11 protein-coding genes are annotated in these 15,551 nt (G+C 71.5%); 9 read left to right on the top strand and 2 right to left on the bottom strand.

Annotated features, from left to right (window positions below):
- Nucleotides 1-17 precede the first annotated feature (17 nt).
- Nucleotides 18-2,447, top strand: coding sequence for a tyrosine-type recombinase/integrase (locus ACFYNP_RS21605; protein WP_388787308.1), 2,430 nt, complete (start codon nucleotides 18-20; stop codon nucleotides 2,445-2,447).
- Here the strand turns inward: ACFYNP_RS21605 and ACFYNP_RS21600 are convergent.
- The gene (locus tag ACFYNP_RS21600) at nucleotides 2,434-2,907 is read right to left on the bottom strand and encodes a hypothetical protein (RefSeq protein ID WP_388787406.1); all 474 of its coding nucleotides are present in this window, start codon (nucleotides 2,905-2,907) and stop codon (nucleotides 2,434-2,436) included. The two genes, ACFYNP_RS21605 and ACFYNP_RS21600, sit on opposite strands and share 14 nt — an antisense overlap.
- On the opposite strand from ACFYNP_RS21600, the gene ACFYNP_RS21595 reads away from it, so the two are divergent.
- The 7 genes from ACFYNP_RS21595 to ACFYNP_RS21565 all read left to right on the top strand — a co-directional run bounded on the left by ACFYNP_RS21595 (nucleotide 2,824) and on the right by ACFYNP_RS21565 (nucleotide 12,455).
- Nucleotides 2,824-3,498 carry a DUF4192 family protein gene (locus ACFYNP_RS21595; RefSeq protein ID WP_388787306.1) on the top strand — a complete coding sequence of 225 codons (675 nt, stop codon included), beginning with the start codon at nucleotides 2,824-2,826 and terminating at the stop codon, nucleotides 3,496-3,498. The two genes, ACFYNP_RS21600 and ACFYNP_RS21595, sit on opposite strands and share 84 nt — an antisense overlap.
- 191 nt (nucleotides 3,499-3,689) lie before the next feature.
- Complete coding sequence (locus ACFYNP_RS21590; protein ID WP_388787303.1) at nucleotides 3,690-5,720, top strand: glycogen debranching N-terminal domain-containing protein; 2,031 nt, start codon at nucleotides 3,690-3,692, stop codon at nucleotides 5,718-5,720.
- Nucleotides 5,721-5,815: 95 nt separating this feature from the next.
- The gene (locus tag ACFYNP_RS21585) at nucleotides 5,816-6,580 is read left to right on the top strand and encodes an NUDIX domain-containing protein (protein ID WP_345259010.1); all 765 of its coding nucleotides are present in this window, start codon (nucleotides 5,816-5,818) and stop codon (nucleotides 6,578-6,580) included.
- 286 nt (nucleotides 6,581-6,866) lie between these two features.
- Nucleotides 6,867-8,591, top strand: coding sequence for an ATP-binding cassette domain-containing protein (locus ACFYNP_RS21580; RefSeq protein ID WP_388787300.1), 1,725 nt, complete (start codon nucleotides 6,867-6,869; stop codon nucleotides 8,589-8,591).
- 160 nt (nucleotides 8,592-8,751) lie between these two features.
- A complete protein-coding gene (locus tag ACFYNP_RS21575; protein ID WP_388420048.1) occupies nucleotides 8,752-9,636 on the top strand; it encodes a FadR/GntR family transcriptional regulator in 885 nt (294 codons plus the stop codon).
- 319 nt (nucleotides 9,637-9,955) lie between these two features.
- Nucleotides 9,956-11,509: an RNA polymerase sigma factor gene (locus ACFYNP_RS21570; protein ID WP_388787297.1), complete on the top strand. Its 1,554-nt coding sequence runs from the start codon at nucleotides 9,956-9,958 to the stop codon at nucleotides 11,507-11,509.
- 133 nt (nucleotides 11,510-11,642) lie between these two features.
- The gene (locus ACFYNP_RS21565; protein ID WP_388787295.1) at nucleotides 11,643-12,455 is read left to right on the top strand and encodes a S1 family peptidase; all 813 of its coding nucleotides are present in this window, start codon (nucleotides 11,643-11,645) and stop codon (nucleotides 12,453-12,455) included.
- A gap of 111 nt (nucleotides 12,456-12,566) precedes the next feature.
- Here the strand turns inward: ACFYNP_RS21565 and ACFYNP_RS21560 are convergent, their stop codons facing one another.
- Complete coding sequence (locus tag ACFYNP_RS21560; RefSeq protein ID WP_100575885.1) at nucleotides 12,567-12,797, bottom strand: hypothetical protein; 231 nt, start codon at nucleotides 12,795-12,797, stop codon at nucleotides 12,567-12,569.
- Between the two features lie 433 nt (nucleotides 12,798-13,230).
- Between ACFYNP_RS21560 and ACFYNP_RS21555 the strand changes: the two genes are divergently transcribed.
- On the top strand, nucleotides 13,231-15,348 hold the full coding sequence (locus ACFYNP_RS21555) for a type IIA DNA topoisomerase subunit B (protein ID WP_161257489.1): 2,118 nt from the start codon (nucleotides 13,231-13,233) through the stop codon (nucleotides 15,346-15,348).
- Nucleotides 15,349-15,551: the final 203 nt, after the last annotated feature.

Raw genomic sequence — 15,551 nt, 5'->3', positions numbered from 1 at the left:
GGAACAGCCTGCGGCTGATGGGCCCCACGACCAACCGGGTCCGCCGCCACGACGTCGGCGAGGCCGCCGAGGAACGGCGGGCTTTCCAGCCGACCGCGATCCTCCCGGCACCACCCCCGCTTCCGCCCCGTCCACCGTTCCCCCTCGGAGACCTGACCCGCGCGGCAGCCGAGGACGTCGTTGAGGCCATCGGCCAGCACTTCGACCAGGACGTCGGCCCGTCGCGGGCCAGCGACATGCGCCGCGGGGTCCGCCACCTGCTGGCCCACCTGGAAACCTTCCCCGGCAAGAGCTGGCAGGAGCGATGGGAGGCCGCCGGCCTGAACGAGCGGGATCACCTGGTCACCGAGATCGCCGGGGATCGGAGCTCGTTCCGTCACCAACTGCTGACGGGGGTCGCCCTGGTCTTCGCGGCCCGGGTGATCCGACCAAGCCTGCTGGCTCTGCGGTCCTACAAGTTCCCCCGCTACGTCATCTGGTTCCGCAGCCTGGCCGCGGACCCGCTGTTCGATGAGTTTTGCCGCCGGACCGAAAACGTTCCGGTCTCGAAGCCCCGCCAGGCCAAGGCCAGGCTCGACATTGCGAGCGCGCTCACGGTGTTCGGCATCGAACTGAGGGATCTGACGGCGGAGGGGCTGCTGCACTACGCCGTCGAATGCCGCACCCACGGTCTGGCGGGCGAGAACATCCGCTCGGGCACCTTCTCCGGCACGCTGGCCTGGCCGATCCTGCACGAGATGGGGCACTTCCCCGAGTCCGTCCCGAGCACCCTGCGCGGGGCGGTCACCCGCGGACAGCTCACGATCGAGGAAGCCGTCGACCGCCTTCGGCTTCGCAACCACGCCGTCCGTGACCTGCTCGTCGACTATCTCCACCGCCGCAGCGTCACCATGGACTACTCGACCCGAAGGGGCCTGATCCACCACCTGGGCAAACTCTGGTGGAAGCAGATCGAGGAGATCAACCCCGACCAGGCCGACCTGCACCTGTCCGAGGAGACCTTCCAGCAGTGGAAGGAATGGCTGATGGTCCTGCCCAACGGCAAACCCCGCCTCGATGTCGACGGGCCGATGCTGGCCGTCCGGGCCCTCTACCTCGACCTTCACACCTGGGCGGTCGCTGAGCCCGAACGCTGGGCGCCCTGGGTGGCTCCCAACCCAATCCGGGACGCTGACCTGCGCTGGTTCCACCTGCGCAGACGCAAAATCCAGGAACGTACGGCGAACCGCACCCGGGCCCGTCAGCCCCTGCTGCCGATCCTCTCCGAGCACGTCAACGACAACTGGCACCGCCTCCGCGACATGATGGAGACCGCCAAGAGCGTCCAGGAAGGCGAGGAATTCGTCTTTGAGGGCACGACCTGGCTGCGAGTCTCCACCCAGGAGAAGCACGCCCGCCCACCGGTCAGGGCCGTCAACCGCGCCACCGGGGAACTGATGCGGATCTCGTGGATGGAGAACCTCGCGTTCTGGCAGTGGGCGATCATCGAGACCCTGCGGCTGGCCGGCCTGCGGGCCGAGGAACTGACCGAACTGACCCACCTGAGCATCCGGCAATACCAGCGGCCCAGCGGCGAAGTCGTCGCCCTGCTGGTGGTCAGCCCCTCCAAGAGCGACCGCGAACGCGTCATCCCCATGTCCGCCGAGCTCTTCCACGTCTTGGCCCAGGTGATCCGCCGCCATCGCGACGAGCACGGCACCGTCCCGGTCTGTCAACGCTATGACCTGCACGAATGCATCTGGAGCGAGAAGATGCCGTTCCTCTTCCAGACAGTTCACAGCGGCACCCAGCGGGCCATGTCCACCACGAGCGTCTGGCGCATGATCCGCCGGGCCGCTGAGGAACTCACCCCGACGCATCCGGAGTTCGCGGACATCAAGTTCTCCGCCCAGGACTTCCGCCGGCTCTTTGCCACTGAGCTCGTCAACAACGGGTTGCCCATCCACATCGGCGCCGCTTTGCTCGGCCACCTGAATATCCAGACCACCCGTGGTTACGTCGCGGTCTTCGACGAGGACGTGATCACCCACTACCAGCAGTTCCTCGCCCAGCGCCGGGCCGAGCGGCCGACCGACGAATACCGCGAGCCCAGCCCGGCCGAGTGGGACGACTTCCAGGACCACTTCGACAAGCGCCGGGTCGAGCTCGGCTCCTGCGGACGGCCCTATGGCACCCCCTGCGCTCACGAACATGCGTGCGTCCGCTGCCCCATGCTGAGCATCAACCCGAAGATGCTGCCCCGGCTCGACGAGTTGGAGGAGGACCTTGTTGCCCGTCGGCGCCGGGCGACCGAGGAGGGTTGGCGGGGTGAAGTCGAAGGGCTCGACCTCACCCTCACTTTCCTCCGGAGCAAGCGGGAGCAAGCCCGGCGGTTCCAGCGGACCGGCCCCGTCTCGCTCGGGATTCCTGCGATTCCTCATCAGAATCACCAGGTCACAGACGGGTGATTAGCAGGGCGGACACCAGAAGCGCGGTCTGGTGGAGGGCCTGATCGGTCAAATACATGCCGTTCATCCCGGCCGCTTTGAGGTCCGCGAAGCCCTTCGACCCGACGTGTTCCAGGAGCCAGCGGACCGGCCAGCGGCGATCGAAGAACGCGTGAGTCACGGCTGAGACGATCAGCCCGACCGCGAGTCCAGTCCCGCTCAGTTCGAGCGGGAGGACCGCCCAGGCCAGGGCCAGCAGACCGGCCATGACCAGGTGATATTGCGCAACATGACCGAGGCAGGCGCCCCAGCCCCGCCTCGGGCTCACGCCCTCGGCGACCTCCGTCGCCGAGGGCGCTGCTTTGCCGTTCGCCTGCACATCGGTTTGACCGATCACGTGATCCGCCAAGTTGTGGCCGACCGACAGCACCGCCCACACCGCACCGAACGTCGCGAGAACCGCGACCTGCTCGACCGCCATCACCGGGCACCCCCCGCAACCGCGTTGGTGCAGAGAAGGTCGACCGGCGACGAACCCCACGCCCGGGTCGCCTTCGGCCTCGCGCTGCGGGCCGACCCCGACTACCGGTTCGCGTACCTCCTGCACCAGGCCTGCAACCAGGGCCTCGACCCGGAGGAGCTGCGCATCTGCCTACGGAAGGAACGCGCCGCACGGCTCGCCGGGCCGGGTGCCGTCTCCGCGCCCGGAGCATCCGAAGTGCCCGGGGACGCGCACGCGTGGAGTGCCGCTCCCGTGGCCGAGGTGCTTCCGGCGCCGGAAGCCGCTCCCGCACCCGAGGCCACTGCGGAGCCCGCACCCGAGGCCGCCGCACCGCCCGCGGAGCCCGGCGCTCGCCCGAGGCCTCGCCCCAAGGCCCGTCGCGAGGCCGGCGGTACCTCACGCCACCACGGCCCCAACAGGCAGCACCAGAAGGGGAGTTCGGGCCGGTCTGGTGGAGCCGGCCGTCCCGATGCCTCCCGGCCCGACGCCACCGGCCCCCGGCCGGAGAAGGCGCGGGACCGGGTGCGTCGCCGGGGCGGGAAGCCGGTGACGGAGGAGGGGACGGGGTGAGGGCGGGATACGGCCGGTCGGCCCCGGGGCGGGGGCCGGGAGGGCGACCCGTCCGTGACCCGGCCGTGGCCCGGGGCGTTCACGTGGAGGGCGGCGCGGCACCGGGCACCGCATCGCGCCGACGCACGGCGGCCTCCGCGCCCGGCGACCGCCCTCGTCTCCGCCGCCCGGATCGCGCAGAAGGGTACGCAATGGCGCCCACCGCACCTCCCCCTCCCGCCATCGGGGGCCCGCCGGGGCCGGCCGCGGCGAAGCCCGCCGGGCCGCCCGGTGAGCTCCCCGCCGTGCACGCCGCCGTGATCTGCGTGGCCCTGCCGGGCCTCGCGGTGTCGCCGGAACACGGCCAGCTCACCGGCCACGGCCTCGAAGGCTTCTACCAGCACGGCCGGCGGCTGCTGTCCCGCTGCCAGTTGAGAGTGGCGGGCCGGGATCCGATCGCCGTTCAGGGCAGGCCGATATCGGCCGACCGTGCCCGGTTCCTCGCGGTGGTGCGCACGGCGTCGGACGGCGGGCCCGACCCGGAGATCGCCGTCGAGCGGATCCGCCAGGCGGACGGCACCGAGCGCATCACCCTGACCAGCTCGTCCGCGCGGCCGCTGCGGCTCCCGGTGGAGATCGCGCTCGGCAGCGACCTGGCCGACCTCGGTGCCGTCGCCGCGGGTCGCGCCGGGCCCGAACTGCCCGCCAGCGTGCACGACTCGGGCATGCGCTGGACCTCGGGCACCGCGCACTGCACGGTGACCGCGCAGCCGCCGCCGACCGACGCGCTGGCCTCCGCCGGGGTGCTGCGCTGGGCGGTGGAGCTGCCGCCGGGCGGTTCCCGCACGATCCAGCTGAGCATCAGGAACGGGCGGCCCGTGAGACCGCCCGGTCAGGGAGCGGGCCCGCTGCCCACCCCGCAGGAGACCCGGGCCGAGGGCGACGACCCACGGGTGGCGGCGCTGCTGCACCGCAGCATCGACGACCTGCGGGCCCTGCTGATCCGCGACCCGGCCCGCCCCTCCGATCTGTATGCGGCGGCCGGGGTTCCCTGGCGGTGCGGTCCGGCGCCCGCGGAGGCACTCTGGGCGGCAAGGATGGCGCTGCCCCTGTCCACGCGGCTCGCCGCCGCCACCCTGCGCACCCTGGCCAGAACCCAACTCACCGACCCGGGTCCGGAGTTGGGGCGCATTCCGGGACCGTTCAGGGATGCGGGGCCCTATCTGCCGCCGGGCTGCACCGGGGTGGAGGCCACGCTGGCCTTCCCGGTCGTCCTCGCGGAGGCGCGGCGCTGGGGGCTGCCCGAGCCGGAGGTGGCCGAGCTGCTGCCCGCCGCCGAGCGGTGTCTGCACTGGCTGGCAGCCGCCCTGGGCGAGGACGGGTACCTCGCCGAGAGCGGCCCCGTCGCCGCCGGGCTGGTGCGGGCCGAGACCCAGGCGCACCTCCACCGGGCCGCGCTGCTCGGCGCGGAGCTGCTGAGCGAGTGCGGCAGACCGGGAGCGGACGCCTGGCGGGCGCGGGCCGGGGCGCTCAGGGAACGGTTCCGGGCGGAGTTCTGGCTGGAGGACCTGGGGGGCGGGCGGCCCGCCGCCGCCCGTACCGCCGACGGGCGCCCGGTGCCCCTGCTCGGCGCGGGCGCGGCCCATCTGCTGGACACCGGCCTGCTCGGCGGTGGGCGCCTGGCTCCCGGGTTGCTCGACAAGGTGCAGACCGAGCAGCTGGCGCGGCTGCTCGGGAGCCCCGCGATGGACTCGGGGTGGGGGCTGCGCGGGCTCGCCGCCAAGGAGCCCGGCTACAACCCGTTCGGACACCGGGCCGGCGCGGTGCGGGTGCACGAGAGCGCGGTCGCCGTCGCGGGCCTGGCCGCCGCCGGGTACGAGAAGGAGGCCGCCGCCCTGCTGCGGGGCGTCCTGGCCGCCTCGGAGGCCTTCGGGCACCGGCTGCCCGAGATGTACGCGGGAGAGCAGCGGACGGCGGGCGGCGTGCCGGTGCCGCATCCGGCCGCCTGCCGTCCCGCGGCGGTGGCGGCCGCGGCCGGTATCCAGCTGCTCACCGCCCTGGCCGGGATCCGTCCGGACGCGCCGGCCGGTTCGGTGGCCCTCGATCCGATGCGTTCCGCCCCGCTCGGAGCGGTCCGGCTCGCGGGCCTGAGCGTCGCGGGGGAGCCGTTCACCGTACGTGTCAGCAGGCTCGGCGTCGGCATGGTCGAGCAGGCCGCCGCGGGACTCCAGTTGGGAGGCTGAGCCCGCTGGGTGCGCCGACCGGTGCGCCGGGAGAAGAAGTGCCGGACGGTGTCGAAGGGAGTGTTTATCGTCAAGCAGACGACTATGATCGCCGCATGTCGCCCTACGACCCGTCGGCCTATCCGCCCTTCGCCGTGACCGTCGACCTGGTCGTGCTGACCGTGCGCCGCCACGCGCTCTGCGCGCTCGTGGTGCGCCGCGGGGAGCAACCGTTCCAGGGGCGCTGGGCGCTGCCCGGCGGATTCGTCCGCGACGACGAGGACCTCTCCATGGCGGCGGCCAGGGAGCTCGGCGAGGAGACGGGTCTGTGCGCCTCGGATCCGTCGGCCCCCGCGCTCGACAACGGCGCCCACCTCGAACAGCTCGCCACCTACGGCGACCCCCGGCGCGACCCCCGGATGCGGGTGGTCAGCGTCGCCCACCTCGCGCTCGCCCCCGACCTGCCCGCACCGCGCGCCGGCGGCGACGCGCACAGCGCGCGCTGGGCCCCCGTCGAGGACCTGCTGGGCCAGGAGGGCGGCTTCGGCCGCGACGGCGAACAGCCCGCGCCGCTCGCCTTCGACCACGCCCGGATCCTGGCGGACGGCGTCGAACGCGCCCGGTCGAAGATCGAGTACTCCTCGTTGGCCACCGCCTTCTGCCCGGCCGAATTCACGGTGGGTGAGCTGCGCCGGGTGTACGAGGCGGTGTGGGGCGTCGCGCTCGACCCGCGCAACTTCCACCGCAAGGTGACCGGCACTCCGGGGTTCCTGGTCCCGGCCGGCGGCACCACGACCCGCCAGGGCGGCCGCCCCGCCCAGCTGTTCCGGGCCGGCGGCGCCACGCTCCTCAACCCGCCGATGCTGCGCCCCGAGGTCTGACGGCACGGCCTGACGGCACAGCCTGCGCCTCCGTCCGACGCGGCGACGCCCGCGGCCCCCGCCGCCCCCGACGCGTCGGACGGAGGGTGGCCGCGCTTCCGCGGGCCTGTGTGCGGGCCGCTCTCAGCGGACCCGCACTCGCCGCCGCGCGGACCCTTGCGCGCCCAAAGGCCCGACATCCGGGGCCATATCACCCCGCTCCTGCACCAAAAGTCCGAAATGTCGCGTTATCTTGCTCCGGTACCCGCCGTGCCGCCGAGCGGTCTCAACTACCGCGAGAGAAGCGATGCTCCAGGCAATCGGACTCACCAGCGCCCCCCGCCGAGACCTACCGCCCGCCGTGGACGACCTCACGTTCGAGGCGCGACCCGGGCAGCTCACCGCGCTGCTCGGTGCCCCGGGCTCGGGCCGGACCACGGCCCTGCGCCTGATGCTCGAACTCGAACCGGGCCGGGGCGTGACCTACTTCCGCGGCCGCCCCCTGCACCAACTCGCCCACCCCGCCCGCGAGGTGGGCACCTTGCTCGGTGATGTGCCCGGCCATCCCGTACGCACCACCCGGGGCCAGCTCAAGCTGATGTGCGCCGTGGCCGGGGTCCCGGTTTCGCGCGCCGAGGAGATGCTGGAAGTCGTCGGCCTCTCCGGCGTCGCCGACCAGCGCCTGGGCACCCTCTCGCTCGGCATGGACCGCCGCCTCGGCCTCGCGGCCGCCCTGCTCGGCGACCCGCACACCCTCGTACTCGACGAACCGGCCGAGGGGCTCTCACCCCGCGAGAACGCCTGGCTCCACGGGCTGTTGCGCGGCCACGCCGACCACGGCGGCACCGTCCTGTGCACCTTCGCCGACCCCAAGGAGGCGGCCCGGGTCGCCGACCGCGTGGTCACCATCGACGGCGGCCGCCTCGTCGCCGACCAGGACGCCACGGCGTTCGCCCGCACCCGGCTGCGGCCGCGCGTCGCCGTCGCCACCCCGCACGCCGCCCGCCTCGGGGCCCTGGTCAGCCGTGAGGCGCGCGCAGCCCAGCGCTCGGTCGAGGTGGTCGCCGAGGACGGCAGCCACCTGTCCGTGTACGGCAGCAGCTGCGCGGAGGTCGGGGAGACGGCCTTCCGCAACGGCGTACTGCTGCACCGGCTCGCCGACGAGGTCGGCGACACCGGCCCGAGCGTCACCGTCCCACCCCGGGAACGCCCCGAGCGGCCCGGGAGTTCCCCCTCGCTGCCCATCGCCCCGCGCCCCGCCCGCACCCCGCTGCGCCCCCTGCGCTACGAGTTGCGCAGGCTCCTCGGTGTGCGCACAACGTTCCTTCTGGCGGCGGGCGTTCTGGCTTCGTCGGCGGTGCTCGCCGTACTGCTCGCCCGGTCCGGGCAGACCGAGCCGCCCCGGCTCCTCGCCGCCTGGCCCGCCCTGCTGCCGCTGCCGCCCGCCGCGCTCGGCGCCGGCCTGTTCGGCGCCCTCGCCTTCGGGGACGAGTACCGCTACCCGGCGCTCGCCGCCGACCGCGGCACGGTCCCGCGCCGGCTCGGCCTGCTCCTCGCCAAGCTGGTGGTGACCGCCGCGACGGCCCTGCTGCTCGCCGCCCTCGCGGTCGGCGTCGATCACCAGGCCCTGCGCCTCGTCTACGGCGCCGGCGTGATGGGCCCGCCGCGCGATTGGGCCGGCCTGGGAGCGGGTTGGGCCGGCCTCGCCGTCGGCTGCGCCTGGGCCGGGCTGCTGGCCGCCGGGATCTTCCGGGCCACCAGCGCGGGCCTGGCCGCCGTGCTCGCCGTGCCCGTCGTCGTCGTACCGCTCCTGCGGAAGGCCGTGGCCGGACACTCGGTGCGGTCGGTAGCGGGGCTTCCCGACCGGCTGCGCGACCTGGCATGGGTGCGCTGGCCCCACGTGCTCGACCACTGGCTGCTCGCCGCTCTGCACCTGGTCGCCGAACCGGTCGGAGCCGCGCTCGCGCTCTCGCTGGCCGTTCTGGTCTGCGCCTATCTCCTCACCGGCCTGCGGGCCAGGGCCCGTTGGTGAGCCGCGCACGGCCATCGAGCGAGGTTCTGTCCACAACTCCCTTGGGAATGCCCGCTTCTTTCCGATAAAGCGTCAATTGCGGGGGTGGCGGTGATCACCCTTTCGTGTGCTTTTCACCAAAGACCTCAAGGGCCACGGGAGTCCCGCCGACAAAGGGTGCATGAGCACCCTTGCGCACACCATGATGACCGCCCGCACCGCCGACGCCGGCCTCGCGGCCCCGGGCGAACTCGACCGCTACCCCTACGGGGAGGCGCGCTCCTCCGACCGGATCGGCGCCCCTTCCTGGGACGGCGGGGACACCGAACTGGGCCGGGTGGGCCGGCGCGCGGCGGGCAGCCGCGGCCGTGGCCTGCACGGGCAACTCGTCCAGCAGCTCGGTCAGATGATCGTCTCCGGCGACCTCGGGGCGGACCGTCCGCTCGTCCCCGAGGAGATCGGCCAGCGCTTCGAGGTCTCCCGCACGGTCGTCCGCGAATCCCTGCGCGTGCTTGAGGCCAAGGGCCTGGTCAGTGCCCGGCCCAACGTCGGCACCCGGGTCCGCCCGGTCGCCGACTGGAACCTGCTGGACCCCGACATCATCGAGTGGCGCGCCTTCGGCCCCCAGCGCGAGGACCAGCGCCGCGAGCTGGCCGAGCTGCGCTGGACCATCGAGCCGCTCGCCGCTCGCCTCGCCGCGGGACACGGCCGCGAGGATGTCCAGCAGCGCCTCGGGGACATGGTGGAGATCATGGGCCACGCCCTCGCGCAGGGTGACTCGATCACCTTCTCGCGAGCCGATGCCGAATTCCACTCGCTCCTCATCCAGCTCGCCGGCAACCGGATGCTGGAGCACCTCTCCGGCATCGTCTCGGCCGCGCTCCAGGTCTCGGGCTCCCCGATCACCGGCTGTGACCGCCCCTCGGACGCCTCCCTCGCGCACCACGGGCGGATCGTGGACGCCCTCGCCAACGGCGACCCCATGGCGGCCGAGGCGGCCATGCGTCAACTGCTCACCGTGCACCCCGAGGTGGAGCGCGTCGTCCCCGCCCCGCGCGAGCACTGAGCGGAGCCCGCCGCACCAGGCGTGCCGCCGGATCCCGGAGGGGTCCGGCGGGCTCGAATGTGGGGCATCTGTCCCTTGTGGGCCCTTGGTCGCCTTTGGGGTGTGACTCGGGCCACGAAGATTGCGCGTAACACTCCTCGGAACCATGCGATGACTTAAGAGGTAACAGCCGAGGAGGGAATGCAGCGGCCACGCGTGGCGCTGTACAGCTCCGAGGTTCAGCCCGCGCCCCCGGCACATCCCCAGCCGGTGGTCGTCGGCTCCGGCCTGATCCTGGGCGGGGCCGGAAGCCGTTTTCCATCGTTTCGAGAGGTTGTTCGTGTCGGCCAGCACATCCCGTACGCTCCCGCCGGAGATCGCCGAGTCCGAGTCTGTGATGGCGCTCATCGAGCGGGGAAAGGCTGATGGACAGATCGCCGGCGATGACGTGCGTCGGGCCTTCGAAGCCGACCAGATTCCGCCGACCCAGTGGAAGAATGTTCTGCGCAGCCTCAACCAGATCCTCGAGGAAGAGGGTGTGACGCTGATGGTCAGTGCCGCGGAATCACCGAAGCGCACCCGCAAGAGCGTCGCAGCGAAGAGCCCGGCGAAGCGCACCGCCACCAAGACGGTCGCGGCCAAGACGACCGTGACCACCACCAGGGCCGTCGCCGCCTCCGCGGCCCCGGCCGAGAGTGTGGACGTGTCGGCCGACGAGGCCGACGACGCCCCCAAGAAGGCCGTCGCCAAGAAGGCGGCCGTGAAGAAGACCGCTGCCAAGAAGACGGTGGCCAAGAAGGCCGCGGCGAAGAAGACCGCCGCCAAGAAGGGCGACGACGAGGAAGTCGTCGAGGGCGAGGAGCTGCTTGAGGACGCCGCGCCGGGCAAGGGTGACGACGAGGAGCCCGAGGGCGAGAGCAAGGGCTTCGTCCTGTCCGACGAGGACGAGGACGACGCTCCGGCCCAGCAGGTCGCCGTCGCCGGAGCCACCGCGGACCCGGTCAAGGACTACCTGAAGCAGATCGGCAAGGTCCCGCTCCTCAACGCCGAGCAGGAGGTCGAGCTCGCCAAGCGCATCGAGGCCGGCCTGTTCGCCGAGGACAAGCTGTCCAACGCGGACAAGCTCGCTCCGAAGCTCAAGCGCGAGCTGGAGATCATCGCCGAGGACGGCCGCCGCGCCAAGAACCACCTCCTGGAGGCCAACCTCCGTCTGGTGGTCTCGCTGGCCAAGCGCTACACCGGCCGCGGCATGCTCTTCCTGGACCTCATCCAGGAGGGCAACCTCGGTCTGATCCGCGCGGTCGAGAAGTTCGACTACACCAAGGGCTACAAGTTCTCCACGTACGCCACCTGGTGGATCCGTCAGGCGATCACCCGCGCCATGGCCGACCAGGCCCGCACCATCCGTATCCCGGTGCACATGGTCGAGGTCATCAACAAGCTCGCGCGCGTCCAGCGCCAGATGCTCCAGGACCTGGGCCGTGAGCCCACCCCGGAGGAGCTGGCCAAGGAGCTCGACATGACCCCGGAGAAGGTCATCGAGGTCCAGAAGTACGGCCGTGAGCCGATCTCCCTCCACACCCCCCTGGGTGAGGACGGCGACAGCGAGTTCGGTGACCTCATCGAGGACTCCGAGGCGGTCGTGCCGGCCGACGCGGTCAGCTTCACGCTCCTCCAGGAGCAGCTGCACTCCGTGCTCGACACCCTGTCCGAGCGTGAGGCGGGCGTGGTCTCCATGCGCTTCGGCCTCACCGACGGCCAGCCGAAGACGCTGGACGAGATCGGCAAGGTCTACGGCGTGACCCGCGAGCGGATCCGCCAGATCGAGTCCAAGACCATGTCGAAGCTGCGTCACCCGTCGCGTTCGCAGGTGCTGCGCGACTACCTCGACTAGTCGCGGTCGTCGGTACGCCATCGAGGGCCCGGTCTCCCTGCGGAGGCCGGGCCCTCGTGCGTCGCAGAGGTGCGGCGGAAGGCGCCCTGAATGACGCTGGGTGTGCTTGTGTCACCGAGAGTCAGGAGACCGTATGCCCCGCTGCATCGCCCGGGCCGTCTCAGGGGCTGCCGCCCTTGGGGTCATCGCACTGGGGGCGCCGCTGCCCGCGGCCGCCGACGAGGTCGTCATCGGTGGGCAGCCCGTCAAGATCTCGGACAGCCCCTGGGTCGTGGCGCTGTCCAGCCGTGACCGGTTCGGAGGTACGCGGGCGGGCCAGTTCTGCGGGGGAGTGGTGGTGGGGCCCACCACCGTCCTCACCGCGGCCCACTGCCTGCGCAGCGACGTCCTGGGTGCGGACGTGTCGAAGGTGCGGGACCTCGTCGTCATCGCCGATCGCACCGAGCTGCGCTCGACGGCGGGTGAGGAGATCCCCGTGAGCGCCACTTGGACCAACCCGGGCTACAACCCGGGGACCAATGCGGGCGACCTGGCGGTCCTGACCCTGTCCCGGCCGCTGCCCGCGGCCTCCGCGATCCCGGTGGCCGCGGCGGGCGACCCGGGCTACCAGGCCGGCACCCGCGCCACGGTCTACGGCTGGGGCGACACCTCGGGCGGCGGCAGCTATCCGACGGCGCTGCGGGCGGCGCCGGTGTCCGTCCTGCCGGACGCGGCCTGTACGCGCGCCTACCCGCCGAACTCGGATGGGACGTACGAGGCGTCCACCATGGTGTGCGCAGGCGATCCCAGGGGCGGCCACGACGCTTGCCAGGGCGACAGCGGCGGGCCGCTGGTGGCCCAGGGGCGGCTCATCGGCCTGGTGTCGTGGGGCAACGGCTGCGGGCAGGCCGACAGCCCCGGGGTCTACACGCGGGTGTCGGCCATCGCGCGGCCCTCGGGCGGCTGAACGGGTGTCCGGACCGTCCGGACACGAGAACGGGCGGCCACTCCCCCTGCACGGGGAGTGGCCGCCCGTCGCCGGTCCGGGACCGGCCCTGGCTCGTCGTGATGCGAGGTCTCAGCGATCCTCGTCGCCTGTGGACTCGGGCACCGCCGTGAGGCGGTCCGTCTCGTCCTGTATGTCAGCGGCGATCTTCTTCAGTTCCGGCTCGAACTTACGTCCGTGATGAGCGCAGAAGAGCAGTTCGCCGCCGCTGGTCAGGACTACGCGAAGGTAGGCCTGTGCGCCGCAGCGGTCGCAACGGTCGGCGGCCGTCAGGGGGCTCGCGGGGGTCAGAACAGTAGTCACGTCGCCTCTTCTCTAGCTCGACGAGCTGTCGTACCAGGGTCAACATCCAACCAGGCCGAAAACGTTCCCGCTCGTGGCTTTTCCTCGAAAGTTCTTGGTCAAGGTGGCTGTCTGCTGCCGGTTGGCGGCGAATGAGCCGTATTGCGGAGCTTTACGGGTTTCGCGTTGCTTGTCTTGTTTGGCCCTCCCGGCGGGGTTGCCGGTTGTTCATGAGGACGTGCCCGGAGCCTAAATGGTTCATGCCCGAATGGGAACGTGATATCCGCATCACCCCAACGAGGGATCGAACATGTTTGCGACGCTGGACTAGCATGAGGATTCGCGAGGGTTGCGTGACAACGGCTCTACCAGGCCTCGGTACCCTCTGACCGGCGACCGACGCCGGCCCCTTACCCATCGGGGCGCAATTGAAATTCAGCGAGGAGCGAACTGCGTGACCGCCGAGACGTCCGTTCCGTCCACTGCGCTGCTGAGCGGGGCAGACCGCGACGGCTCCAACTACACCGCTCGGCATCTGCTCGTACTCGAAGGCCTCGAAGCCGTCCGCAAGCGGCCCGGCATGTACATCGGGTCCACCGACAGCCGCGGCCTGATGCACTGCCTCTGGGAAATCATCGACAACTCGGTCGATGAGGCCCTGGGCGGCCACTGCGACCACATCGAGGTGATCCTGCACGACGACGCCTCCGTCGAGGTGCGGGACAACGGCCGGGGCATCCCCGTCGACGTCGAGCCCAAGACCGGGCTCTCGGGCGTCGAGGTCGTCATGACCAAGCTGCACGCCGGCGGAAAGTTCGGCGGCGGCTCCTACGCGGCCTCCGGTGGCCTGCACGGCGTGGGCGCCTCCGTGGTGAACGCGCTCTCGGCCCGCCTGGACATCGAGGTCGACCGGGGCACCACCCATGCGATCAGCTTCCGGCGCGGTGTCCCCGGCATCTTCACCGAGCAGGGGCCCGACGCGCCCTTCGACCCGGGCAACGGGCTGCTCAAGGGCAAGCGCGTGCCCAAGGGCCGCACCGGCACCCGCATCCGCTACTGGGCCGACCGCCAGATCTTCCTGAAGGACGCGAAGCTGTCGTTGGACACGCTGTACCAGCGGGCGCGGCAGACGGCGTTCCTGGTGCCCGGTCTGACGATCGTGGTGCGGGACGAGCGGGGTCTCGACGGCGAGGGCAAGACGGAGGAGACGTTCCGGTTCGACGGCGGGATCAGTGAGTTCTGCGAGTACCTGGCGCAGGACAAGGCCGTCAACGACGTGCTGCGGCTGTCCGGGTCGGGGACCTTCAAGGAGACCGTGCCGGTCCTGGACGACCGCGGTCACATGACCCCGACCGAGGTCACCCGCGAGCTCGGCGTGGACATCGCCCTGCGCTGGGGCACCGGTTACGACACGAACCTGAAGTCGTTCGTGAACATCATCGCCACGCCCAAGGGCGGCACCCACGTCTCCGGGTTCGAGCGGTCGGTGACCAAGACCGTGAACGAGGTCCTGCGGTCGGTGAAGATGCTGCGGGTCGCCGAGGACGACGTGGTCAAGGACGACGCGCTCGAAGGCCTCACCGCGGTGGTCACCGTGCGGCTCGCGGAGCCGCAGTTCGAGGGCCAGACCAAGGAAGTGCTGGGCACCTCGGCCGCCAACCGGATCGTGGCGAACGTGGTCGCCAAGGAACTGAAGGCGTTCTTGACGTCCACGAAGCGGGACGACAAGCAGCAGGCGCGGGCCGTGATGGAGAAGATCGTCGCGGCCGCGCGGACGCGGATCGCGGCGCGTCAGCACAAGGAGGCGCAGCGCCGTAAGACGGCCCTGGAGTCCTCCTCGCTGCCGGCGAAGCTGGCGGACTGCCGCAGTGACGACGTGGAGCGCAGCGAGCTGTTCATCGTCGAGGGCGACTCGGCGCTGGGCACGGCGAAGCTGGCCCGCAATTCGGAGTTCCAGGCGTTGCTGCCGATCCGGGGGAAGATCCTCAACGTTCAGAAGGCGTCGGTCTCCGACATGCTGAAGAACGCGGAGTGCGGGGCGATCATCCAGGTCATAGGAGCCGGGTCGGGCCGTACCTTCGACATCGACGCGGCCCGCTACGGCAAGATCGTCCTGCTCGTGGACGCCGATGTGGACGGGGCGCACATCCGGATCCTGCTGCTGACGCTGTTCCAGCGGTACATGCGGCCGATGGTGGAGGCGGGCCGGGTGTTCGCGGCGGTGCCGCCGCTGCACCGGATCGAGCTGGTCCAGCCGAAGAAGGGCCAGGACAAGTACGTGTACACGTACTCGGACAACGAGCTGCGCAGCACGCTGCTGGAGTTCCAGCGCAAGAACGTCCGCTACAAGGACACCATCCAGCGGTACAAGGGCCTGGGCGAGATGGACGCCGACCAGCTCGCCGAGACCACGATGGATCCCCGCTTCCGTACCCTGCGGCGGATCAACATCGGTGACCTGGAGGCCTCGGAGCAGGTCTTCGACCTCCTCATGGGCAACGAGGTCGCGCCCCGCAAGGAGTTCATCACCAGCTCCGCCGCCACCCTCGACCGCTCACGCATCGACGCCTGAGACGGTCTGCCGGGCCTGACGAGCGCCGGTCCGCGGCACTTCCCGCGGGCCGGCGTTCGTCGTCTCCACCCATGGGTGGAGAGCGGATCTCCACCCGCGTTCCACCCCTGGCTCGATGTGTCCGACCAGGCGTTTCCGTAGCGTTTCAGACGTACGGAGGAGCCGCTCCCGGCTTCTCGTCCGCTCCGTCTTCTCGTCCTCCG

The sequence above is a fragment of the Streptomyces sp. NPDC006691 genome (assembly GCF_042869955.1).
Lineage (GTDB): Bacteria > Actinomycetota > Actinomycetes > Streptomycetales > Streptomycetaceae > Streptomyces.
The sequence above is the reverse complement of the archived record's forward strand: the minus strand, read 5'-3'. Positions and strand labels throughout refer to the sequence as shown.